This is a genomic window from Tenacibaculum maritimum NCIMB 2154 (genome assembly GCF_900119795.1).
GTDB lineage: Bacteria > Bacteroidota > Bacteroidia > Flavobacteriales > Flavobacteriaceae > Polaribacter > Polaribacter maritimus.
Genome location: NZ_LT634361.1, coordinates 843,263 through 866,337 on the forward strand (window position 1 = coordinate 843,263; position 23,075 = coordinate 866,337).

21 protein-coding genes and 1 pseudogene are annotated in these 23,075 nt (G+C 32.3%); all 22 read left to right on the forward strand.

The window, feature by feature from the left end; genetic code table 11:
* Positions 1 to 10 precede the first annotated feature (10 nt).
* The gene (gene tssO / locus MARIT_RS03995) at positions 11 to 508 is read left to right on the forward strand and encodes a type VI secretion system TssO (protein WP_024742415.1); all 498 of its coding nucleotides are present in this window, start codon (positions 11 to 13) and stop codon (positions 506 to 508) included.
* Positions 509 to 510: 2 nt separating this feature from the next.
* Positions 511 to 957, forward strand: a complete 447-nt coding sequence (gene tssO / locus MARIT_RS04000) for a type VI secretion system TssO (protein ID WP_024742414.1) — start codon at positions 511 to 513, stop codon at positions 955 to 957.
* Positions 958 to 960: 3 nt separating this feature from the next.
* Positions 961 to 1,899 (forward strand): PKD domain-containing protein, encoded by a 939-nt coding sequence (locus MARIT_RS04005; RefSeq protein WP_024742413.1) that lies wholly within the window; start codon positions 961 to 963, stop codon positions 1,897 to 1,899.
* Positions 1,896 to 4,229 carry a type VI secretion system protein TssR domain-containing protein gene (gene tssR, locus MARIT_RS04010; protein ID WP_100210833.1) on the forward strand — a complete coding sequence of 778 codons (2,334 nt, stop codon included), beginning with the start codon at positions 1,896 to 1,898 and terminating at the stop codon, positions 4,227 to 4,229. Before MARIT_RS04005 ends, tssR begins: the two co-directional genes overlap by 4 nt.
* Complete coding sequence (locus MARIT_RS04015) at positions 4,226 to 5,005, forward strand: DUF5457 domain-containing protein (protein ID WP_024742411.1); 780 nt, start codon at positions 4,226 to 4,228, stop codon at positions 5,003 to 5,005. The genes tssR and MARIT_RS04015 overlap by 4 nt, the downstream gene beginning before the upstream one ends.
* 252 nt (positions 5,006 to 5,257) lie before the next feature.
* On the forward strand, positions 5,258 to 5,656 hold the full coding sequence (gene tssD, locus MARIT_RS04020) for a type VI secretion system tube protein TssD (protein ID WP_024742410.1): 399 nt from the start codon (positions 5,258 to 5,260) through the stop codon (positions 5,654 to 5,656).
* A 1,071-nt stretch (positions 5,657 to 6,727) separates the two neighbouring features.
* Complete coding sequence (locus MARIT_RS04025) at positions 6,728 to 8,485, forward strand: type VI secretion system Vgr family protein (RefSeq protein WP_100210834.1); 1,758 nt, start codon at positions 6,728 to 6,730, stop codon at positions 8,483 to 8,485.
* A gap of 4 nt (positions 8,486 to 8,489) precedes the next feature.
* Entirely contained in the window at positions 8,490 to 9,824 is a 1,335-nt protein-coding gene (locus MARIT_RS04030; protein WP_100210835.1) for a hypothetical protein, read from the forward strand.
* Between the two features lie 4 nt (positions 9,825 to 9,828).
* Entirely contained in the window at positions 9,829 to 13,950 is a 4,122-nt protein-coding gene (locus tag MARIT_RS15730; protein WP_100210836.1) for an RHS repeat-associated core domain-containing protein, read from the forward strand.
* Between the two features lie 10 nt (positions 13,951 to 13,960).
* Complete coding sequence (locus MARIT_RS04040; RefSeq protein ID WP_100210837.1) at positions 13,961 to 14,410, forward strand: hypothetical protein; 450 nt, start codon at positions 13,961 to 13,963, stop codon at positions 14,408 to 14,410.
* 109 nt (positions 14,411 to 14,519) lie between these two features.
* Positions 14,520 to 15,170, forward strand: a complete 651-nt coding sequence (locus tag MARIT_RS16035; protein WP_317042288.1) for an RHS repeat-associated core domain-containing protein — start codon at positions 14,520 to 14,522, stop codon at positions 15,168 to 15,170.
* Positions 15,171 to 15,178: 8 nt separating this feature from the next.
* Positions 15,179 to 15,688: a DUF4303 domain-containing protein gene (locus tag MARIT_RS04050; protein ID WP_100210839.1), complete on the forward strand. Its 510-nt coding sequence runs from the start codon at positions 15,179 to 15,181 to the stop codon at positions 15,686 to 15,688.
* A 197-nt stretch (positions 15,689 to 15,885) separates the two neighbouring features.
* A complete protein-coding gene (locus MARIT_RS04055; RefSeq protein WP_262509610.1) occupies positions 15,886 to 16,530 on the forward strand; it encodes an RHS repeat-associated core domain-containing protein in 645 nt (214 codons plus the stop codon).
* Between the two features lie 30 nt (positions 16,531 to 16,560).
* On the forward strand, positions 16,561 to 17,166 hold the full coding sequence (locus MARIT_RS04060) for a hypothetical protein (RefSeq protein ID WP_100210841.1): 606 nt from the start codon (positions 16,561 to 16,563) through the stop codon (positions 17,164 to 17,166).
* Positions 17,167 to 17,244: 78 nt separating this feature from the next.
* Positions 17,245 to 18,036, forward strand: coding sequence for an RHS repeat-associated core domain-containing protein (locus MARIT_RS15410; protein ID WP_231975191.1), 792 nt, complete (start codon positions 17,245 to 17,247; stop codon positions 18,034 to 18,036).
* Between the two features lie 7 nt (positions 18,037 to 18,043).
* Complete coding sequence (locus tag MARIT_RS04070; protein ID WP_024742393.1) at positions 18,044 to 18,478, forward strand: hypothetical protein; 435 nt, start codon at positions 18,044 to 18,046, stop codon at positions 18,476 to 18,478.
* 93 nt (positions 18,479 to 18,571) lie between these two features.
* A pseudogene (locus MARIT_RS04075) lies at positions 18,572 to 19,147 on the forward strand (RHS repeat-associated core domain-containing protein); the annotation flags it as partial.
* Positions 19,148 to 19,151: 4 nt separating this feature from the next.
* Positions 19,152 to 20,108: a hypothetical protein gene (locus tag MARIT_RS04080; protein ID WP_024742569.1), complete on the forward strand. Its 957-nt coding sequence runs from the start codon at positions 19,152 to 19,154 to the stop codon at positions 20,106 to 20,108.
* 55 nt (positions 20,109 to 20,163) lie between these two features.
* On the forward strand, positions 20,164 to 20,823 hold the full coding sequence (locus MARIT_RS16040) for an RHS repeat domain-containing protein (RefSeq protein ID WP_100210843.1): 660 nt from the start codon (positions 20,164 to 20,166) through the stop codon (positions 20,821 to 20,823).
* The gene (locus MARIT_RS04090; protein ID WP_100210844.1) at positions 20,823 to 21,389 is read left to right on the forward strand and encodes a hypothetical protein; all 567 of its coding nucleotides are present in this window, start codon (positions 20,823 to 20,825) and stop codon (positions 21,387 to 21,389) included. Before MARIT_RS16040 ends, MARIT_RS04090 begins: the two co-directional genes overlap by 1 nt.
* A 442-nt stretch (positions 21,390 to 21,831) precedes the next feature.
* A complete protein-coding gene (locus tag MARIT_RS16045) occupies positions 21,832 to 22,572 on the forward strand; it encodes an RHS repeat domain-containing protein (protein WP_100210845.1) in 741 nt (246 codons plus the stop codon).
* Positions 22,573 to 22,576: 4 nt separating this feature from the next.
* Entirely contained in the window at positions 22,577 to 23,050 is a 474-nt protein-coding gene (locus tag MARIT_RS04100; protein ID WP_024742521.1) for a hypothetical protein, read from the forward strand.
* The last annotated feature ends 25 nt before the right edge of the window (positions 23,051 to 23,075 follow it).

Here is a 23,075-nt window from a genome sequence, read left to right on the forward strand (position 1 = left end):
AAAAAAATATATGAAACCTTTAAATCATCCAGAAAGAAGAAAACAGATATTAACATTTGGTATTTATTTCACCTTGTTGTTGTTGTTTGTATTTGTTTGTGGGATTCTGACTTTAGTGACTGCTAGAAAAGGAATCTCCTTATTAGAAGAGAAAAAAGATAGATATGAAAGGGTTTTTAGAAAACAAGCAGAAATATCTTTCCAGTTAAAAGGGATTTATAAAAACCTATACAGTCTAAAGAATAAGCGGCGTAATATGGGAGAGCATAAACAAATGCAAAAACTCATAACAGATGCTCGGGTTTTGATAGAACAAGAAATAGATAGTACTGCTGGGGGTAAAAGTGAATATTATAAATTGTATTTAGAATTATTAAATCAAGTAAAAGATTTTCAGGGAATTATGGGGGTTTATGAAAAAGAACAAGATAAACGGAGGCACAATATAGAGCAGTTGGAAAAATGTAAGGAAAAATATCAAGAATTAAGTAAACAAAAAATAAAATAGTTATGGAATTTAGTGAGCTTTTTTGGAGGAAAGTTAGGTTTGTGTTGCTATTCTTATTGTTCGTAAGTACTACGTTTATTATTCTCACTAAGTTTATCTTCAAAATACCCATTATAGAAAGTAAAGACTTATTAGTAAATATTAGTGCTTCTGAAAGAATTCTGGAAGAGCAAGAACGGTATGTTGAAAAGGTAAAAATATTGCATGATTCTATTAGTGTTGTAAAGTTTGAGATCAATCAAGTTCAAAAATTAAACGAAATAAAATCAGACATTCATATGTTGCAAAATGTGTACAAAAAAAATAACATGAATAATAAATACATTTTTGGAGTACAATCATCTAAAATTTTAAAAATATATTTTGATGCTCGCGAAAGTTTAAATAAAGTGAAGAAAAATAATGAAGTTTTAGAAAAAAACTTAAATGAATGTAAAGCAAACATTTAAACTATGAAACTTAAAAACAAAATTATACTGCTAATCCTATTTTTACTCACATTAACAGCAATTATATTGGCCATATTTATGCCGTTTAATTCCAGATTGAGTAATCTAGATTTTTATATTTTTGATAGCAACGATAATTATCATTACGAAAAAAATGAAAAATTAGAGTTTTATGTAAATGATACTCTAGCTATCAAAGGAAGAAAATTAATTTGGCATTTTGGAAATGGAGATACAATTACTCGGAACCATAATGTTGAATATGCGTATAAAAAAGCAGGAAAGTACTTAATCACTTTAGATGTTGATAAAAGATATAAAATATCGAAATATATCAAGATTATTTCTTCGCAAGAAAAAAGAGCAATAGACTCTATTCCGAAAATTCATAGTGTAGATGAAGGGTATGTAGGAGAAGAGTTAGTTTTTTCTTCAGAAGGTCCTGGAATAGATACTTGGTATTGGGAGTTTGGTGAAACAGGTACTGTAGATGCTTATGAACAACAAGTGATATATGTGTATGCTACTCCTGGAAATTATGATATAAAGTTAAAAACAAATACAACCGAATATCCTATTTCACACCGTATTAAAATATTACCCAGATTTGAGAAAGTAGAAGATATCGTAGCAGTTGATTCACTGTCTTTAGCCGAGGAGGATATTAGAAAAAGGTTGCAAGCAATAGCAAATGCAAATGTATCAGATAAAAAAGTGTTTCATAAAAACATTAATTATATTAGAAAAAAGTACATATGTGATGAAGTTAATCAAGTAGTGGTAGTGGTAAATGACAGTAAGTACAACGATTTGTATAGTTACTGCCAAGGATTACATTATTTAGATACAAGAAGAAATCAAAATGTTACGATCAATAAGGTAGAATTAGATACTTTTAATTGTTTTAAAAAGATAAAAGTGGCGCAAAGTATATTAAAATGAGTGGAATTTTAAAAAAGATTGTCATAGTATTCTTTACGATCTTTTTTCTTTTTATTTTTCAGAATAGCTTCGGGCAGTTGTCGAAGTATGAAAAGGTAGAAAAAATAGGAGAAGGAAGATTTAATTATATAAAGAGTAAGTTAGAAAAAGATGCTTTTGAAGCAGATAAAGATGTTAGAATAGTATATTCTGATAGAGAAGCTAATGAAGCTTACTTAGATCCTTATGGACAACAAAAGAATAAAAAACAAAAATTTTTAACTCCTTATTTTATCATAGATGCTGAAAATGGAGCTTATGAATTAGTGGTTGCTGATGCTAGTTTAATAGGGAAACCTAAAGGGTTATTTTCTGTATTTATGGGAAAGAAATACCGTTTTTCGGATACTAAAGGGTTGGTGTACGCAGGATGGATTCCAAAAGAAAGATTGCTGAATTATACAACGTCAATTATTGATGAGGCTAATAATAAAGCCCTAAAGTATAAAATAGGAATTAGTAGGCCTAAAACATTGTTTAAATTACATAGGTTTTTTAAAAAAGATACACTTTCGATTTATAAAGATCCTGTATTGAAAATAAAATCGGATAAAAAGTTATTTATAAATCAAACGGTTTATCCTTATAAATATAATGAAACTCAAAAAGCTGTTTTTGTATCTACAAAACCACAAATGAAAGATACCATTTCACAAATTTCAGGATGGATTCCCGCTGATTTTATTACTCCTATAGGACAAAACGAGGTATTTAAGCTTAAAGATAATTTTTATTTCCAATTAATTACTAAGAAAGGAGATACTATTAATTTAGAACAAGATGACTTAAATTCGAAATATTTTTACCATAACACTCCTAATCAGTTTGTGAGTACAGATTCGATAGTGGATGTAAATATCCCACTTTATGTTTGGAACCACAAGAAGAATAAGTTAATAAATGTAAAGGGGAATGACGTGCTAGTTTCGGAAGCCCGTAGGTTGGCTAAAGAGAGCAAGATGGTTAATTTTCATTTTATTTTTGATGAAACAGATCGTTATAAGATAAAACCTCTCATTAATTCATTGCAGAATATTTGGATATTCTTGTCTCAATACCCAGAAATAGAACTTTCTTTTTCAGTAACTTGTACAGGAAGAAAGAGAAGTTTTTTATTGCCTAAAACGAAATCTTTTCCGAAATGGTTGGACTTTTTACAAGAAGTAGTTGATACCCCAGGCAGATTGAAAGAGTATGGAAGATTAGGGGTAAAAGAAGCAGTGAATGATATATTGCTAGAGAAAGACCAGAAAGGGAAAAACTTTGAAAATAACTTCTTTATTATTGTAGGAAGTAAAGGAAGGGCTAGTTTGAATAATTATCCTGAGGTGATAAGAAAACTATCAGTGAAATCTGCTAAGTTGTTATTTGTTCAGTTGGAAAATAACATACAAGATGATTATCAAAACTATTTGTTAAATGCAAAAGAAACAATGTCAGAAACAGGAGAGGGATATAACGTATTTATAGAAAACTTTATAGTGGATAATAGCTTAATAGTGGGGCATAATAGTTTGAAAAATATTCCGTCAGAAACAGATAATATTTATATCTATGATGCACCAAAAAACAGCTTATTTAATGGAGGTATTATTTTTCCAAAAATCAATGAGAAACTATCAATAGCATCATTAGATATTGCTGTAGATTCAATTTTAACCAATACATATAAAACCAATCAAAAATTAATTAGCTCGCTAAAGCATTATGAAAGTAAGCTAGGTATCCTGAGGTCCAAACCTTCAATAGTTGTCACAAAGGTTTTTGAAGCAGAACAAAAAGGAGAGTCATTGGATATTTCAGAGATTGATAGAAATAATATCAATGAGGTTTATTATCATAAGGTTAGAGTAAATGACACTGTGATGAAACCTTTTGAAAAAGGATATATTTTAACAAAGGAAGAGCTTCTTACTTTGATAGAGGAATACAGAATGCTTTTACCTCGTTTCAAAAAGAAAATTACTAAGAAAAATAGAAAAATACTTCAAAAAATGTATGAACTCCAAATAGATGGAATAAACCAAAAGTTTAAAAGAATGATTCTTGATAGGAGAAATACAATGGCAAAGCTATTTTATAGCAAAACAAGTATTCCAGTAACCGAACATAAATTGTATGAAATTAAAATAAAGCACTTAAAGAGTAGTAAAACAGCAAAGAAAGGTTTTTCGAAATTATACTTTAAGTTGATAAAGAAAGTAGATGTCCTTGAAGAAATGCTGTCAAATAATAAGCTAGAAAAAGCAACAGATAATAGTTATTACATTCCTAAAAAGATGATGATATGAGTATAGAGGAAAAACCTTTGCATGAAGTTGTATTAGATATTATGTTTTTTGCTGATACAGAAAAGCCTATGGCTTTTACTCCAGAGGATGTTTTTTGGAGAATGAAGGATCCTGATATCAGTGAACGTCAAATAAAAGAGGTGTTGAATTGGTTGGTTACAGGCAAAAAGGTGGTGCAGAGATTTGGGAAATATCAGATAGATAAATATGAGTTTGTTGATATGGCCACGAAGTATGAAAAAGAAATTCAAAAAAAACCGAAGGAAGAAAAGGTAGAGCAGAAAAAAGTACAGGTAGTAAAGAAGATAGCTGTTAAAAAACAAGTAAGAGGAAATGAAAAGAGCAATGCAAATTTATTCAAAATAATTTCTTGTTTTTTGTTATTGTTGGTTATGTTGTTACTTGTGGGAGTTATTTACTCTATACAAACAAAGCCGAATAGAGAACTACCTGAAATAAAATTTTCGGAATGGGTGGAATATGAGCCTCCGCACTTGTATGTTTCTGCTCAAGAAAATTCAAAAAACAAAATAGTAGGAAAGCAATTGAAAAATATTTCCTTTTCATTTTGGAAGCAGAATAAAACCAATCAGAAATTTGAAGAAAAACTGAATAGCTTAAATAATAGCATGGTAGTATTAAGAGAGCAATTAGATAAAGTAAAGCATATGTATAAAGAAGAACAAGACTATCATAAGAAAATATTCACAGTTATGGCGTTGGTTTTTATGTTTTTAACTGCTTTTTTATTTTTGTTGATAAAAAAGTTGTTTTAAGTTTTGTAGATATGAAAAAAAAATGTACTTTTACAAGTACATAAAGGCAATGTTTTAGAATTATTCTCTTTTTTCCAAAATAAAATAATGTCAAAAGTGAAGTAAGTCTGTAAGGCTTATACAAGGAGAAAATTTCAAGAAATTTGTTTTTTTGATGCTTTCTTTTTTTAAACAATACTAGTCCCTAAGTAAAAAGAAAAAGCTACTTTAAAATTAAATTATTTATTAATCCATTAAAAAAAATTAAAAATTATGGGATCATTTAGAGCAACATTCACGTTAGCAGGTAAAGAGTTTGATGTACTTTATTCAAACTATGAATTCAGTAGAAATACTGATACAAAAGGAAAGCCATCTTCTAATATTTTAGGAGGTAGAGTAGAGGTTACTTTTGAATCAACGGAAGATACATCTGTTATCGAAGCAATGTTAAATAGTCAGTTTAAACCAGTAGAAGGTAAGATTACTTACAAGAAAACTGAAGAGGATGCCAAGATGAAAGAGATTGAGTTTAAAAATGCATATGTTGTGTACTTTAAAGAAACATTAGATGTGAATAACGAAGTGCCAATGACTAGTAGAGTAGTATTCTCAGCAGAAGAAATCACGGTAGGTAACGCGGCTTTACATAACCGTTGGCCAAGAGCATAAATTACTTTAAAGTAATTACTAGTATTACTTTTCAATAATAGCAAAATGAAGCCTTCGAATAGTGATATTTGAGGGCTTTTTTTGAAATAGTCCCTGCTTAAGGTGAAAAGGGAATCTCTAAAGTTGCAGATAGTGTCAAAAAGAATAGTTGCTGTATTTTTTAGAAATAGTTTTAATAGTTGACTAATTGCTGTTAAGATAATGCATAGTGCCAGTTGTGGTTTGAAATTGACGTAAGAAAAAAAAGTGCTTGCTCTGCGTTAATTATAAAAATAAAAGATAGCTTTTTAAACAAGGAAAAAGTGTATTCGAAAAGACCCCTTTAAAGCTTCTGGACTTATATAGTAAAATTCAAAATTTTTAAGTATTGCCACAATATCTCTTTTAAATTAGGTGACATATTGTTGCATAAGAGGAAAGGTAATTGCCTAGAATGACAGTCTTTTAATGATATGTAAAGAGTTTAATAGATGACAAGGTGTGAGTCTTTTTTTTACTAAAAAATATAGATGCAAGTATTTACAACCTTTTGTTTGTGAGTTTTTTATGAGATTTCTTAAAAAAAGTAATAAGTGTTTTTGTGGATCTTATGCTTGTTATAATTTGAAATTGAGGTAAAATAAAGAAGTTTTTTTATCGCACGGAGATTTCAATTTATAAACAGTATTGTTTTTTATAGTGCGTGGTTAAATGCACATCCCTAAATATATGATAATATAGTAATGGCTTTGCTTTTTATACTAGTTGCGATTTAAAATAAAAATAAGAGAAAGTAAATTTATGCTGATCTTTTTAGTATTAAAAAGAATTAATCTCTTCCTTTCTTCTTTTTATAAACCTTCTTTAGAAGAGGTTCTAGAAAGAAGCATTTTTACTCAAGTGAAAACTAGTGGTTTTAAGCATGGCTAATATAATCGTGATTGATTGCCATGAAAAAGAAGTGAAAAACTCAAAATAGCAGTTTTTGACAAGCTAAAAGGCTCAAATAAGTTCAAGGAATATAATACATCAAATTACTTAAGGAGCTTATTGGTTGATATTGTATAATCAAAATAATTAACACAAGAAATTATGAGTACCGAAAACAAACAAGTAAGTATCAATGGTGAATTTATTAAAGGGTACCAATCAATTCATTTGATACAAAAAATAAACGAACATCATTCTTTTGAAGTAAGTATTGATTTAGAAACTATAGAAAAAGAAGGGGCTTATACAATTGATAAATCCAAGGAATGGCTAGGCAAAACAATAATTATAAGTGTTCATGAAAAAGATTTTACAGGTATTATAACCAATATATCATTAAACCATGATAGAGGACACCACGGGCAAATAGTATTATCAGGATATTCTTCTACCATTGCACTAGAAAATGGAGAACATATGCAGTCATTTTTAAAGAAAAACTTAACGTCAATCGTAGAAACCGTAGCTAAGCATCCTAAAATTACGGCTAGTGTAAAACCTGAATATACTTCTGAAATAATATATGAAACACAATATTTAGAAACTCATTTTCGGTTTTTGCAACGACTGGCAAAGCAATACCATGAATGGTTTTATTATGATGGGGATACCTTGTTTTTTGGAAAACCGAAATTAGACGCTCCTATAGAACTCATTTATGGACCAGATATTAGTGAAATGAAAATTGGTATTCAAACAGATGCAAGAAAATACGAGTCTTTCTCATATAACTCATCTATGGATGAACAGTACTCTTCGAAAAGTCCTGATAGCCCAGCGGGATTAAACGAATTGGGACAATTGGCGTTTAGCGCAGCATTGGATACATATACAGCACCAACAAATTTATATGCTAGAATGCGTATAGGGAACAAATCGGATTTGGATACGCACTTAAAGAAAAAACAGCAAAGTGCTTTTGCTAGTTCTAATTATATCTCTTTAAAAACTTCTAAAAGGGGATTGACGGTAGGTAGCGTAATTGATTTACGTTCTGAAATTGTAGCAGGAAAAGGAAATGTTGCAGCAAAAAGACATGGTACTTATATTATTACTCAAATAGATCATATAGCTAAAGTAGGAAATAGTTATTATAACAATATCATAGCCTTGCCAGCAGATATCAAAGCGCTTCCAGAACCTAGCGTGAATTTTCCTGTAGCAGAAACGCAAATGGCAACAGTAATAGATAATGAAGACCCAGATGGGAAAGGAAGGGTACAGGTGCGTATGCACTGGCAAACAGGAGAAATGAAAACTTGGTGGGTTCGTGTATTAACACCAGATGGAGGAAAGAGTGACAAGGTGTCTATGAATAGAGGTTTTGTATTTATTCCTGAAGTAAATGATCAAGTGCTTGTTTCTTTTAGATATAACGATCCTAATAGGCCGTTTATACTTGGTAGTTTATACAACGGAAGAACGGGTGTAGGTGGAGATAAAGAGAATAAAATAAAGAGTATTACTACGCGTAGTGGAAGCACAGTTACATTTGATGATAATGAAGGAAAAGGTAATATTACCGTTAGCGATCCTAGTGGAAATGCAGTGGTCTTAAATGGAGATGGAACGATTACGATTTCTGCTCCTGAAAAAATAGACATTATCTCAAAAGAAATTAATTTAACAGCAGAAGATAAAATAAATATCAATGGAGATAATGAAGTAAATATAGGGAGTAAAGCAACAAGTGTAGAGGGAACAGATATAGTGAGTTTGCGTAGTGATACACAAATGACAGGAGAAGCCCCAAGTGTATCTATAAAAGGAGCACAAACTACATTGGTAGAAGGAAAATTGATAGATATCAAAGGAGATGCAATGACGAATGTGAAAGGGAAAATTCTAAATTTAAACTAAGGCTATGAATAACGAGCACAATCCTATGGCAGTTAGAATAGGGAATATTCAAATGCTATGGGAAAAAACAAGACAGAAAAATAAACAAGCACGTTTGTTTGCGCTGGTTTCTAAATCTGAAGATTACCCATTGGTAGAGGGCTTTTTTAAATTAGAATCCTCTCCTTATGGGAAATCACCAGATACTTTTGTTGTTTTTTTTATGGAGTTTCAAGGAAAAGAGGCATTTTACCATAGCTTGATACAAAATTGGCTAGATGTTTTTGAGGAAGATTTAAAGAAGCAACCTTCGTGGAATTGGGAGGATTTTCCAGTGTTAAAAGAGGCATTTGAAAAGCTAGATAAAAATGATGAAGAAACTCTAAAGTTATTTTATATAAAACTATTGAGTAGTTTTAAAAAATTTGAAGGTAAACAAGAAAACTTATTGATTGTAAGCTTAATTGTAAAGCAAGTAGTAGCAACTCATAAACTTCATGAAGCTATTAAAGAATTACATGAAGCACTGCCAAAAGATGTAGGGCTATTGTTATATGATTACAAAGGAAGAAGTCTTTATGATGCAGTGATTCAAGAAGAGAAAGGTTGTTTTATAGAGGTGCCTGACCAAGATATTTCGGGTGCATATCAGGAAATTGCTACTCAGGGAGATCCTAATGATCCTCAGGTAAGATTTAGAAAGATTGTTTTCGAAATAGGGGAGGCAGCTAAAGAGCGTAATAAGAAAAAGGTCATTTGCTTGGGAGAGGAATTGATAGCAGTTAGTAAAAAAGTTGGAGATTTGAGCTTTTATGCATCGGCTTACTTAATCTATGGAAGTTTCTTATTTCAATTTAAAAGTGAAAAGGAACGAATACAAGAGCTTTTGGACAAGGGGATTGCTATTGTAAAACCTTCCTATCAAAATAAAAAGGAGTGCGCAGGAGTCATGCTGCAGCTAATGATGTTTAAAGCTTCTCATTATAGTATGATAGGAGAGTCAGATGTAGCAATAGATGCTTTTATGAAGCATATTGGATATGCGAAAGAATTAGAGGAGGGAATTCAGGTAATAACAGGATACAATTATGTGCTGCTTATTGCTATGAAGAAAGAGCGCGCAGTGTATCAACCGATTTTGGAAGAAGCTTTTGAATACGGATATGCAATGGACGACGAATCATTAAAAATAGTAAATTTTACATTGATAGCCGATCATTATTTAAATAAGATATCGGTAGCACCTATAAAAGAAAAAGAAATAATAGAGAGAATGGAAAGTATATATGGAGAAAATTGGCAGGATAGTCCGAAGACAATAGCCAAAAAAATGAGTCAAGAATACCAACTAAAAGCCTAAAATTATGTTATTAGCAGATACTCATTTAACCTTTGTAGTAGGGATTGATATTCATTTTACAACAATGATTCCTTTTAACCCTTTTCATCCTTATGTAGGCATGGTTTTGGATCCTGCGGATTATATTCCATTTATAGGAACCAATGTTCATATCAATGGTTTGAAACGAGGGAATTCAGATACGAGTGGCGTGATTGTACCTTTGGTGCATATACCGCTATTTACACCACCTTGGCTTATGACTTCTATTATCGGCCACGAGAGTATGAATTTTTATGCATCGGATACTGTTTTTTCAGACAGTACGCGTTTGAGCCCTAAAGGTCATATGCTAATGACTTGTAATGATATAGGAATCCCCTTGTCTTTATCAGTAGGAAAGGGAAAGAAATTTAAAATAGTTCCTACATTATTTTCTCCAACGTCATTTTCATTGCCAACTCCTACGGGATTGCCTGTGAATGTGGGAGGTCCTTATGTTCCTGATTGGGGAGGTATGTTAACAGGATTGTTAGCAGGTTTAGGATTTGGCGCCTTGATGAAGTATGGAAAAAAGGTGTTTAATAAGGTATTAAAAAAAGCAATAGGTCCTAATTGGTTGAGTCGTCAGTTGTGTAAAGCTGGTTTTGAACCGATTAATTTAATCAATGGAGCAGTCTTGTATGAGGGGGTTGATTTTGGTTTTAGTGGAGTGCTTGCTTTAAGCTGGGATCGGAGTTGGTATTCTGATTCGGATTATGTGGGTTGGTTAGGTCATGGAGTACATAGTTGTTATGATCGAGCACTGGAGCTGTATCCATCGGAGGATGCTTTGGGCTTGCGTTTGGAAGATGGTCGAATAGTAGGTTTTCCAACATTATTAAAGGAAGAGGAGTTTTATTTGCGTAGTGAGAAAATAACATTAAAGCGTATTTCAGAAGGATATGTAGCGCAGGATCATATGTCGAATACGTATAGTTATTTTACAGCATTTGATGTTAAAAAGCAACAGTACCAGTTAACGCGTATAGCGAATGCTGATGGGTTGGGGATTGATTTTGAGATCGTAAACAATCGCTTGCGACGTATTATAGATAGTGGATCTCGTGAGGTTAATGTGTTTTACAATGATGCTGGATTTATTTCTAAGATGTCATTATTATCTGGAGGGGATTCTGAGGATTTAGTGAGTTATCGCTATGATGATTATGGAAATATGACGGGAATCATAGATGCTTTGGGGCATTGTACAAGCATGGAGTATGTAGGGCATTTAATGGTTAAAAAGGAAGATCGTAATGGACAGTGTTTTTATTGGGAGTATGATGAATGGAATCGATGTGTGCATACTTGGGGAGATGGAGGTTGGCAAGAGGGTTGGATTACTTACCATAAAGAGGAAGGATATAATTTGGTTAAGGATGCAAATCAAGCGGTTACTACGTATTATTATGAACCGAATCAATTGGTAACAGGCGTCAAAGACCCTATGGGAGTGTGTACTTATACGCAATATACGGCATGGATGGAGGTGTATCGAGAAGTAGATGGAGCGGGTCGTGTTACAGGGTATAGTTATGATGATAGAGGAAATAGGACAAGTATTTGTTATGCAGATGGAACAAAGGAGTACTTTATGTATAAATCCAAGGATCTTTTGGAGGTTTGGATCAATCCAGAAGGAGAAAAAACATTGTATGTATATGATGAATTGGCAAGTCATCGTATCAAAAGTATTGTAGGAGAAGATCAAGTAGCCACACACTTTAATTATACTTCCGAGGGATTGCTATCGGAAATTCGTAAGGAGGGTAATGTCTTGAGTTTGTCATATGATGCTAGGTATAATGTAAAAACTTGGCGAGAAAACGGAAAGGTATTGAAGCGATGGGATTACAATGATCGAGGTCGTGTGATTGCGGAGTATATCCCCAATCAAATGCCAAATTATTTTAGTTATGATGCGTTAGATCGAGTGTTGGAAATAACAGGATCTGATGGAAAGGAAATTCATTTTAGATATAATCAATATGATGAAGTAGTGGGAGTTGAAACAGGAGGGCATGAGGTATCTTTTTCATATACGCCAATGGGAAGTTTGTCTAGTAGAACGGAAAATGGGGTAAAGGTATCTTTTGAATATGATAAGATGGAGCAGTTACGAAGTATTCGTAATGAGCGTAATGAGCGTTATTTTTTTACCAGAAACCGATCAGGAAAGATTATAAAAGAGCAAGGATTTGATGGATTGGAGAAGCGTTATAGGTATAATGAAGCGGGAGAGGTCATACATATAGAACGAGGAGGAGGTCGCTATACGTCGTATGAACAGGATGCTTTAGGTCGTATTACACGAGCGAGTTATGAGGATGGTAGTTGGGAAACGTATAGTTATAATAAAAATGGAGCATTGATAGCGGCTTGTAATCAAGATATTAGTATTTATTTAGAGCGAGATGCGAAGGGCCGTGTTGTAAAAGAGATTCAGAGTCCAACTTTAGGAGGAGGAACAGAGCACAGTCATGAGGTGGAGATACGGTATAACAAGTTGGGGCAACGTACACATGTAGTAAGTAGTTTAGGAGCAGAGGTGGTGAGTAGGTATAACCAACAAGGTCTTATAGCATCAATTTCAGCTCAGAGTGAGGCGTTAAAGGAACAGCATAAGGCATGGGAGGCGAGTTTGGAGTACGATAGCCAAGGTAGAGAGTTGGAGCGTTATGTAACAGGAGGAGTTCATAGTAAAATGCGATATCACTTAGGGAATCCAGTGGGGCAGAGCATGTATAGCCATGGAGAGCAGCGAGGATACCGAGGCTATACCTGGGATACGAACCGTCAGTTATTAGAAACAAGAAGCCATTTGAATCAAGATCCGATAGGATTTAGTTACGATGCTTTTGGAAACTTAGCACGAGCAAAATATAGTTATAAAGATATTTTATTTAAGACCCCAGATGCGGTAGGTAATTTATATAAAGAAGAAGACCAATCAGATCGCGTATATGGAAAAGGAGGACGCTTGCTAAAGGATGAAGAGTACCATTATAAATATGATGTTGAGGGTCATTTGATTTTGAAGAGTAAACGAAGGATCAATGAGAAATTGGCAATGCCAAAGCATGACAATATACTAGATAAGTGGTTAGGAAGTGGAAAGCCGAGTAAGGAGGCTCAATTGGCGCATGAGAATTGGCAGTTGGGAGATTGGGGGTATGTTTGGTATGGAAATGGTCGATTAAAAGAGGTGAAGAATCCAGATGGAAGTGTTGTAAAGATGGAGTATGATGCTTTGGGAAGGCGAACGTCTAAACGCGCTCAAGGGAAGGTAACGCGTTTCTTTTGGGATGGGAATGTTTTATTACATGAATGGAATCATAAAGAGGAGGATACTCCAGCAGTAGTGGTAGATGCAATAGGGATGCTAAGCTATGACAAGGTTGCACCTATAGAGAATTTAGTGACATGGGTATATGAATCAGGTCGTTTTGTACCCTCCGCCAAGTTAGTAGGCGGGGAGCGTTATAGTATTTTAAGTGATTACTTAGGTACGCCTATTCAGGCATATGATGCAAGAGGAAATATCGTATGGGAATGTGAGTTGGATATTTATGGAAAAGTACGTAATTTGCATGGAGAAAAAACGTTCATTCCTTTCCGTTACCAAGGGCAATATGAAGATATTGAAACAGGGTTGTATTACAATCGTTTTAGATATTATTCACCTGATACAGGTACGTATATCTCACAAGATCCGATAGGGTTATTAGGTAACAATCCGAATTTTTATGCGTATGTACATGATGTAAATTCAGAAACCGACGTATTTGGACTTAACAAAGCTCCTATTAATTTAGGTGGTGGTTTTAGAGGAAGGCTTGATCAATTTAATATGGGGCATGGAGTAGATTTTGAGTTTCATGTTTATGATAAAAATATGAAAGAAGTAGGTATTTTTGGTAGTGAAGGCTTTATGAATAAACACGGAATCGCAGGGGCTGATGTTGATGTCCCTAAGAGTGTGCAGCAGAGATTAAAAGGAATGGCGGTAGACCAATTGAGAAAAGGAGGAAGATTAGGAGCGAAAGGAACCGAAAATATAAAAGGAAATAAATGGAAACGACCGAGATTAAAAGGTTGTAATTAAATTTTTACGAATGAAGATAATTGAACATGAAACAGTAATGGACGTTTCAAACTACGGGGAATATTTAGAGTCAATTAAAGAACAAATGCCAATTAACGCATATAATTTTGCTTCTGAAAAAGGGCATTATGATTTTTATGGTAGGAATTGCACACATGACCTCCAGTTAGATAAAATAGAGGTTTTTTATAGTTTAGAAAATAGATTACAGTATTTATTACACCTAAAAGGAAATGAGTTTAAGCACGATAAAGATTTGAAAATTGAATATATTGAGGTTCAGTCATTTAAAATCAATTGTAAAAATAACAACCTTAACGAAGATGTACTATATAAAGATGATATAAAAATAGATGAAGTAAGTTTAGACAAATCATCAAATCTGATTTGTCATGAGATACAATTTCATAATTATGAGATTTTAATTTTATGTAAAGATTTAATACACAAGTGGATTTAATAAAATTCTAGATCTTCCCCGCTAGCGCAAGCATCATGCTTGTGTCGAGTGTGAGTAAGCTTAACAAATAATACTAAAAACAAAAAACCACAATGGAAGTTGTGGTTTTTTGTTTGGTTTAAATTTAGGGTATAAAAGTACCCCTATTCAGGCATATGATGCAAGAGGAAATATCGTATGGGAATGTGAGTTGGATATTTATGGAAAAGTACGTAATTTGCATGGAGAAAAAACGTTCATTCCTTTCCGTTTTTCGGGGCAATATGAAGATATTGAAACAGGGTTGTATTACAACCGTTTTAGATATTATTCACCTGATACAGGTACGTATATCTCAAAAGACCCGATAGGGTTATTAGGTAACAACCCCAATTTGTATGCGTATGTAAAGGATAGTAATAGTAGGATTGATCCGTTTGGATTATTTGATTGGAAAGGTCATCTAGAAAAAATATCTGGAACAAAATCTCCTTCTGGTATGGAACGTCCACATGCCCATCATATAGTATTTAAAAAAGGGCATGCTAATCAACAAGCTATACTAAAAGAGAGTAAGTCTATTTTAGAAAAATATAAGATAGATTGGCTTAAAGGTAAAGAAAACCTTACATGGGCTCCTAATAAAAATCATAGTAAAAAAGCTGCTCAAAGAGTACTTGATGCTTTAAAAATAGCCGATAAGAAAGGTACAAGAGAAGCCGTAGTAGATGCACTTTCTGAAATGGGTAAAAAATTTGCTAACGATACTATTTGTAAATAATTTTAAAAATGAAAAAATTCGATTACATAAAATTTCAAGAAGAACTTAAATCTAGCTTGATAAATATTTTCAATGATAATAAAAATGATATTTGTGGTTTTGCATTATCTTCTGATGAAGATGCAAGGAGTGTTACTGTGTCTATAAATACACGATTACACCTAATGAATTGTTGGAAAGAAGATGAAGATGAAGATAATGAGTATTATAAATGGTATCCAGCTGAATGGAAGTTAGAGGCTATTAATGATGATAAAATAAATGAACTAAGTTTAATTATTTTTAATTTGGAGAGAACACAAAACCCTGATGATGATAAGAGGGCTATTTATGAATTATTAGTGGACACTCTAAAACAGCTTAAACAAGAAGGGTTATTTTCTTCAATGGATGATAATTTTGTTTTAGTTTTTAATGTCACTGATAGTGATGATTTAGAACGTGATTTAAGATGGATAAGTGAACTCAATGACAAAAAATTGTTTTCTGAATATAAAAGTTGGTCGGAAACTTGGTAATTCCCGTTGGTACGAATGTTTTCCCCGCTAGCGCAAGCATCATGCTTGTGTCGAGTGTGAGTAAGCTTAACAAATAATACTAAAAACAAAAAAACACAATGGAAGTTGTGTTTTTTTGTTTGGTTTAAATTTAGGGTATAAAAGTACCCCCTATTCAAGCATATGATGCAAGAGGAAATATCGTATGGGAATGTGAGTTGGATATTTATGGAAAAGTACGTAATTTGCATGGAGAAAAAACGTTCATTCCTTTCCGTTACCAAGGACAGTATGAAGATGTTGAAACAGGGCTGTATTATAACCGTTTTAGATATTATTCACCTGATACAGGTACGTATATCTCAAAAGACCCGATTGGGTTATTAGGTAACAATCCGAATTTTTATGCGTATGTAAAGGATAGTAATAGCTGGGTGGATCCGTTTGGACTTTCTCCATGGGGAAATATTAATGATTTTGGAAACTGGTTTGATAGTGCTTCTGTTCAAGATGTATTAAATAATAAGGATGCTGTATCAAGAGCATTAAGAAGTCCTGGAGGTAAACATGAGATGTTCCCTGTTTCTCAAGCAGCAAAAGCAAAAGAATTAGGTTTTACTCATTCTGAGCTTATGGAATTAACTGTAAAAACTAGTGATATTGAGTTTGTTGATGTTCCAGATAGAAAAGGAAATTTACATACAGGTCGCCATGTTTCTAGTGGTGTTCCTAATAATCCCGCCTCTTCTAACTTCCACAAAAGATTGATAAAAGATTTAAAAGGAGCTAAAACAAAAGCGGAAGCAAGAGCTATTATAAAGAAGCATAATGATGCACACATGAGAATTAAAGGATGCAAATAGTTTTTATAGATATAATATATTTAAGTTAAAATGAAAGAAGAGATTTTAAATAGAATTAAAAAATTGGGAGGGAATGTTAACGATGTAAAAAGGATATCCCTACAAAAAGATTTAGAATCCATTAGATTCGAGTTGGTTTTATATCCTAAGCCAAAAGAAGTTCCGTGGGAGATTGGAGAAAATACCCCTATCCATGGAATTAAAGAATTTATTGAAGAAAATAAAAACTTATTGGAGGTTAATAAAGATACTTTTTATAGTAAGTTAGTTACTCACTATTATAAAGATACAGAAGAGAATTTTGGTCAGGTTTTTTTTAAAAATGACCTCTTTACTCCATTTGAAGAAGGAACGGACGATTTTGAAGAATGGGATGGTGAATGGGATGAAAATGATTTTAAAAAGGTTATTAAAGGAGATGAAATGAAATTGATGTTTATTGGTTATTCTTATGGCTTTCCTGATAATTTATTTGTATGTCTTAGTGATCCAGATAAAGAAAACCCCACTGTTTACGGAACAGATCATGAAGTTTATTTTGACGAAATAACTGTACAAGGAACATTGGAAGAGTATTTTAACTCTTTTCTAACTAAGGAGGAGTTAATAGAAATAATAGATAAAAAACTTAAATAATTAGATTTACTCATTTTTGCTTATATCAGTAAAAAGTGAGGTTTTCCCCCGCTAGCGCTAGCATTTTGCTTGTGTCGAGTGCGAGTAAGTTTAACAAATAATACTAAAAACAAAAACCACAATGGAAGTTGTGGTTTTTTGTTTGGTTTAAATTTAGGGTATAAAAGTACGCCTATTCAAGCATATGATGCAAGAGGAAATATCGTATGGGAATGTGAGTTGGATATTTATGGAAAAGTACGTAATTTGCATGGAGAAAAAACGTTCATTCCTTTCCGTTACCAAGGGCAATATGAAGATGTTGAAACAGGGCTGTATTATAACCGTTTTAGATATTACTCACCTGATACAGGTACGTATATATCAAAAGATCCGATTGGGTTATTAGGTAACAATCCGAATTTTTATGCGTATGTAAAGGATAGTAATACTTGGGTTGATCCGTTTGGATTATCTGGGATATTTCCGACATCTATAGTTTGGACGGCAACAAGTCCTAAAGGAACAGGAAATGCATATAAGGTATTTCAACAAGATATTGATTGGGATATAGTTAACCCAAAAACAGGGCTAACAAATTTGGAGGCAGCATTAAAAACAGGTAAAGCACCAATTGGATCTGATGGTAAGTCGATAAATTTGCATCATTCTAAACAGCAAGGACATGGACCTCTATTTGAAGTAACAGATACTATTCATAAAAAGTTTGATAGAACCAATGCTTTACACCCTTATAAGGTAAGCGGAGAGGGGCAAAATCCATTTGATCCAGTTAATAGAAAGGCTTTTGATAATGATAGAACTAATTATTGGAAGTATAGGGGGAGGGAAGAAAAAGCTAGAAGAAATAAACTAAAAGGATGTAAATAATATAGAAATGTTAACAGAAAAAATAAAAAACTATCTAAGTCAATCTAAAGAAGAATTGATAGAGTTTACCCCAATGTATCAAGGCATCTTGCAAGAGTTTGGGAAAAAAGAGAAGTTAGGAGCTTCTTTTGTTGAGTTTATGAGTAAATATGATAGTGAGATTCATGGAGAAGAAGGCTTTATAATTAATGGATTGGATGATGTCTTTGAGTATGAAACTAGTATGACAAAACACTTAATAGATACTTATAATATTCCTATCCAATATATTTCATTATTTAACTTAGAGATAGATGATTACCTTTTATATAACAAAGAAAATGATACCGTAAAGTTAATAGAAGCGAAAAATATAGGAGAATTATCTAATGATGAATACTATGACCAGAAGTGGGGTAGTTTTAATGAGTTTTTAGAGTATTTTTTTAATCTTAATCAGTAATCAATTAATAAAGGATAATAGGTGTTTATTCATGGTTGAAAATAGTTGTCTTGAGAAATATTTTAATTTACATTATTTGTTCAAGGGCAATATGAAGATGTTGAAACAGGGTTGTATTATAACCGTTTTAGATATTACTCACCTGATACAGGTACGTATATATCACAAGACCCGATTGGTTTGGAAGGAGGGAATAATTTTTATGCTTATGTCCCAGATGTAAATAATGATGTTGATGTATTTGGTTTGATGCCTTTGAGTAATCCAGTTAATCAAGGACATCACATAGTTCCTCACAAAGCAGCAACAGATTTAGGAGTTAGACCATTTAATAGCCAAACAGGGGTTCCTAGCATGTATTTTGATGATAGTCAATTTACAGGAATAGAGCATAGTGCTATGCATGGCTATAATGGTATTGGTAGAGAAACAAAGCCTTTGGTAAAAGCTAATCAGATACAAAAGGCAGGAATGGATAACGAAGCTTGGCTTAAAAGTTTAGAAAGACATTATAATAACCCTGCTCTTAAAGATGTTAGAGGAGATTTACATATTATTAATGAAAACGGAACAAAGGGAAGATTGATAAAGAAAAATGTTTCTGCTAGAGAGGCTTGGGAATTGACAAAAAAATGGGCAAAGAATCAAGGGTTTAATGTGTGTAAATAATAAAATGAAAGAAATGGAAGTATTTGGGTTTCGTGGAGGAGAAAATATTTTAAATAATTTAAGTCTAGAAATAGATAATTATGTTAAAGATGTAAATTTCAAACAGAAGTTAAAAGGGGGGTACAATGTAAGATGTATATTCGAAAAAAGTAAAGAAGAGCTTTTGTATAGTGATTCTATCTTAGGAGATCTTGTTTATCATGAAAATATGAAAGTTCACAAAATAAATGAAGTTTCTAAGGTGCTTCTAAAAAGTAATGATTTAATAATAGGGGAGATAGATTTAAGATTAGAGAATAGTTGCTTTGTTGATATAAAAATATTTGTAGATAAACCTGTAAGTAATTACAGTGTATTACAAGCTTTGCCTATTCCAACGGATATACTAACAATCTATATTAATTTTTTAGAAGAAAAAGAATTAAAAAAGGAATTGGTGGTTCATAAGCATTTCGATGCCTACAGCCATTTGGGCTTTTTTTTGGTAGAAATAGATAGAATGAAGGAGGTTTTATATAAAGAGTATGGAAGCAAAGAATTAGATTTAGTTCATGAATTTTCTAATTCTCATATAATAGAAGAACTATTTAAGGAAGAAATAATTATGATAGTTTGGGGTATAAATCCTTATGCCTACCCTATTTATAGTTCAGAAAATCCGAATAATATAATTCCTTTGCTAGGTAGAGAGTTTGAGGAAGAAGGAGTTTTTAATATAAGAGAAGATATAAAAGAATTAAGTTTAATACCAGGTCACGAATTAAGGAGTTACCCAAGTTTTCTAAATAAAGATTGGAAAAAAATTAAATTAGAAGGTAAAGGGAAAAAGACATATCTAAAACCATATCTTCTTGAAGATTCAAATTTAGAAACAGTTTTAACTTCCTTTTTGATTTATAGAGAAGAAGGTACTTTGAAAGAGAGTAAACCATTAGTAAATGTAGATTTGCTCTATTCGTAAGTAACATGGATGTTTAGATTATAGCTGTAATAATATTTTTTAGGAAGAGAATTTAGTGACATGGGTATATGAATCAGGTCGTTTTGTACCCTCCGCCAAGTTAGTAGGAACAGAACGGTATAGCATTTTAAGTGACTACTTAGGCACGCCTATTCAGGCATATGATGCAAGAGGAAATATCGTATGGGAATGTGAGTTGGATATTTATGGAAAAGTACGTAATTTGCATGGAGAAAAAACGTTCATTCCTTTCCGTTACCAAGGGCAATATGAAGATGTTGAAACAGGGCTGTATTACAACCGTTTTAGATATTACTCACCTGATACAGGAATTTATATAAGTCAAGATCCGATTGGGCTGCATGGAGGATTTAAACCTTATGAATACTCAGAAGATACAAATATCTTAATAGATCCATTTGGTTTAATTACTATTGCCAATTTAGACGGTGTTAAAATCATTGCATATCCTGGTCCAGAAGCTACAGATCTTAGACCAGAACATAAACCATATCATGTACATGTTGAAGAAGCAGGTAATAAGACCCGTGTTTTAATGGAAGATTATGAAACTGGCGGAAAAAAACACAAAGTAGGAGATGTTTTTCCAGATGATCCTTCTATGACTAAAAAGATGAAGAAAGTATTAAAAAAACTCAATTTGAGTGACCTAGCAGAAAAAGCAAAAAATGTATTTCATAAAGGATGTGCTTAATGATGAATAAAATTGATTTAAATACGGAGAAAAGTATCCTTAAAGAACTTTACAATAATGGAAATAATACGTTTGATACATTTCCTGATCTAACAACTTCTCTAAGTGATTTTGATATAATTATGCTAATTGAAAAACATATAAATGAAGTATACTCTGATTTAATTATAGAAAAAATACTTCAGAGAAAAGTATCCCAAACTCTTATAAATAGTATTTACGAGAAATTCACTGATAATATTTTTATTCTTAACGAAATAGTTATGTCAGGCAAAGCATCAAAAGAAATTTTGATAAAATTATCTTCCTCTAAGGACAAATATTTATCAGAACATAGTAAATTAGGGTTGCTTATAATTAGATTAAGAGAATCTGATGAAAAGGGATTTCATGAAATCTACAAGGAGTTTGAGTCAGACAGCAGTCAATTAAATATAGCGGCTCGTTATCACATAGCGGCTTTTAGAGATACTCCTGAAAAAATACTAAAAATCCTCCAAAAAGATACCCATAAGCATGTTTCTGAAATGGCTACCATTACTTTAAATAATAAAATAGGAAAGTAAGTAGTAGATATTATAAATGATATTGATGTAGAGTATTAGAATCGGCAATGGGGTCAGGTTAGTTGATGAGTAAAAATTAAAATATAAAACACTGTAAATCAATAAGGTAAAGTTTTTATATATAAATAAAGGATGGGCAATATGCTTATCCTTTATTTTTGTCCCCCGTTAGTAGAAGCATCTTGCTTGTGCCAAGTGCATAAGTTTAACAAATACTAAAAACAAAAACCACAATGCAATTTGTGGTTTTTGTTTTAAATTTAACTTATATTTACGATAGCCTAAAAGACATTTTAGGTTATTCTTTTTCATAGCAATTTACCTCACTTATTTATTACTAGATAAGTGAGGTTTTTTTATTTACTCAATGGTTAGGTTATTGTTAGCTTCTTTGGTTTCATTGCCTCTGTGAAAGCGCCCTGCACCTTGCAGGAAGGTTTCGTTGCTTTATGGAAACATTGGACTATCGAATAAATTTCGCATAGCTATTCAGGCATATGATGCAAGAGGAAATATCGTATGGGAATGTGAGTTGGATATTTATGGAAAAGTACGTAATTTGCATGGAGAAAAAACGTTCATTCCTTTCCGTTTTTCGGGGCAATATGAAGATATTGAAACAGGGTTGTATTACAACCGTTTTAGATATTATTCACCTGATACAGGTACGTATATCTCAAAAGACCCGATTGGGTTATTAGGTAACAATCCAAACTTATATGCGTATGTGCCTGATGTTAATAGTTGGGTAGATGTTTTTGGTTTAGATTGTGGCAAGAAAATCTATAGAGGGACTGATAATGGTCTAGAAAAAGCAATTGCTGAAGAAACAGGTTATATTATGAGTGATGCTGCAAAAAAATACTATATGGAAGCAATGTATTCAGGTATGAGTAAGAATAAGGCAATATCTAATGCTTTGGAAGCTTCCAAGAAAGCTCATAAGACTAATATTGAGTATTTTGGGTCTTTAGAAAATTATATGAAAGCCCATTCTTTAAAGGGAACAGAAATAGGTGGAGCAGCTGAAAGATCGTTAATTTCTTTCACAACAGATCCATCTGTTACTTCTAGGTTTGGTTCAGATGTATTTAAAGCGTCTAAAAGTGATATATTTTCTAAGACACTAGTGGGCGGTAGTGAATCAGAAGTTTTTGTAGCTCACATGGTTAAAGTTTTTTAGAATTATGCATAAAGTAAACATAGAAGGGACATCCTTTTTGTACGATGATAAGTTTGAGTATTATAATAAGAATATTATTCTTTCACAAGATGCCATTGATTTTTTAGATATTAATCAATTAAAAAAAACAGTTAGACCTATTTTGACAGAACATTATAGTAATGATAAATTATATTTTCTGGATTATCTATATTGGTTTAAGACTAAATTAAATTTGGATGACTTAGATTGTAAAATATTATCAAATCTTTATACAAAAGAAGATTTTAAGTTTTCAATTAAAACTAGGTATGTAAATGAATTAATTTGTTCTAGTTGTGGATCTAAACATAAATCATTAGTTGTGGATCCAGTTTTGATTTATCCTGGTAATTTTAATTTAGGAAATGAAAAGAGAAAGTTAATAGAAGGCTTAAATTTGAAATGTCCAAAATGTGATTCAGATTTGACTCAGTTTGTGATACATATATTTAATTAATAGAATTAAAAGTAGGCCTCCGCTA

Excerpts from the sequence above, each read along its gene's own strand:
- tssO (WP_024742415.1), top strand. The coding sequence starts at position 11 with ATGAAACCTTTAAATCATCCAGAAAGAAGAAAACAGATATTAACATTT.
- tssO (WP_024742414.1), top strand. The coding sequence starts at position 511 with ATGGAATTTAGTGAGCTTTTTTGGAGGAAAGTTAGGTTTGTGTTGCTA.
- MARIT_RS04005 (WP_024742413.1), top strand. The coding sequence starts at position 961 with ATGAAACTTAAAAACAAAATTATACTGCTAATCCTATTTTTACTCACA.
- tssR (WP_100210833.1), top strand. The coding sequence starts at position 1,896 with ATGAGTGGAATTTTAAAAAAGATTGTCATAGTATTCTTTACGATCTTT.
- MARIT_RS04015 (WP_024742411.1), top strand. The coding sequence starts at position 4,226 with ATGAGTATAGAGGAAAAACCTTTGCATGAAGTTGTATTAGATATTATG.
- tssD (WP_024742410.1), top strand. The coding sequence starts at position 5,258 with ATGGGATCATTTAGAGCAACATTCACGTTAGCAGGTAAAGAGTTTGAT.
- MARIT_RS04025 (WP_100210834.1), top strand. The coding sequence starts at position 6,728 with ATGAGTACCGAAAACAAACAAGTAAGTATCAATGGTGAATTTATTAAA.
- MARIT_RS04030 (WP_100210835.1), top strand. The coding sequence starts at position 8,490 with ATGAATAACGAGCACAATCCTATGGCAGTTAGAATAGGGAATATTCAA.
- MARIT_RS15730 (WP_100210836.1), top strand. The coding sequence starts at position 9,829 with ATGTTATTAGCAGATACTCATTTAACCTTTGTAGTAGGGATTGATATT.
- MARIT_RS04040 (WP_100210837.1), top strand. The coding sequence starts at position 13,961 with ATGAAGATAATTGAACATGAAACAGTAATGGACGTTTCAAACTACGGG.
- MARIT_RS04050 (WP_100210839.1), top strand. The coding sequence starts at position 15,179 with ATGAAAAAATTCGATTACATAAAATTTCAAGAAGAACTTAAATCTAGC.
- MARIT_RS04060 (WP_100210841.1), top strand. The coding sequence starts at position 16,561 with ATGAAAGAAGAGATTTTAAATAGAATTAAAAAATTGGGAGGGAATGTT.
- MARIT_RS04070 (WP_024742393.1), top strand. The coding sequence starts at position 18,044 with ATGTTAACAGAAAAAATAAAAAACTATCTAAGTCAATCTAAAGAAGAA.
- MARIT_RS04080 (WP_024742569.1), top strand. The coding sequence starts at position 19,152 with ATGAAAGAAATGGAAGTATTTGGGTTTCGTGGAGGAGAAAATATTTTA.
- MARIT_RS04090 (WP_100210844.1), top strand. The coding sequence starts at position 20,823 with ATGATGAATAAAATTGATTTAAATACGGAGAAAAGTATCCTTAAAGAA.
- MARIT_RS04100 (WP_024742521.1), top strand. The coding sequence starts at position 22,577 with ATGCATAAAGTAAACATAGAAGGGACATCCTTTTTGTACGATGATAAG.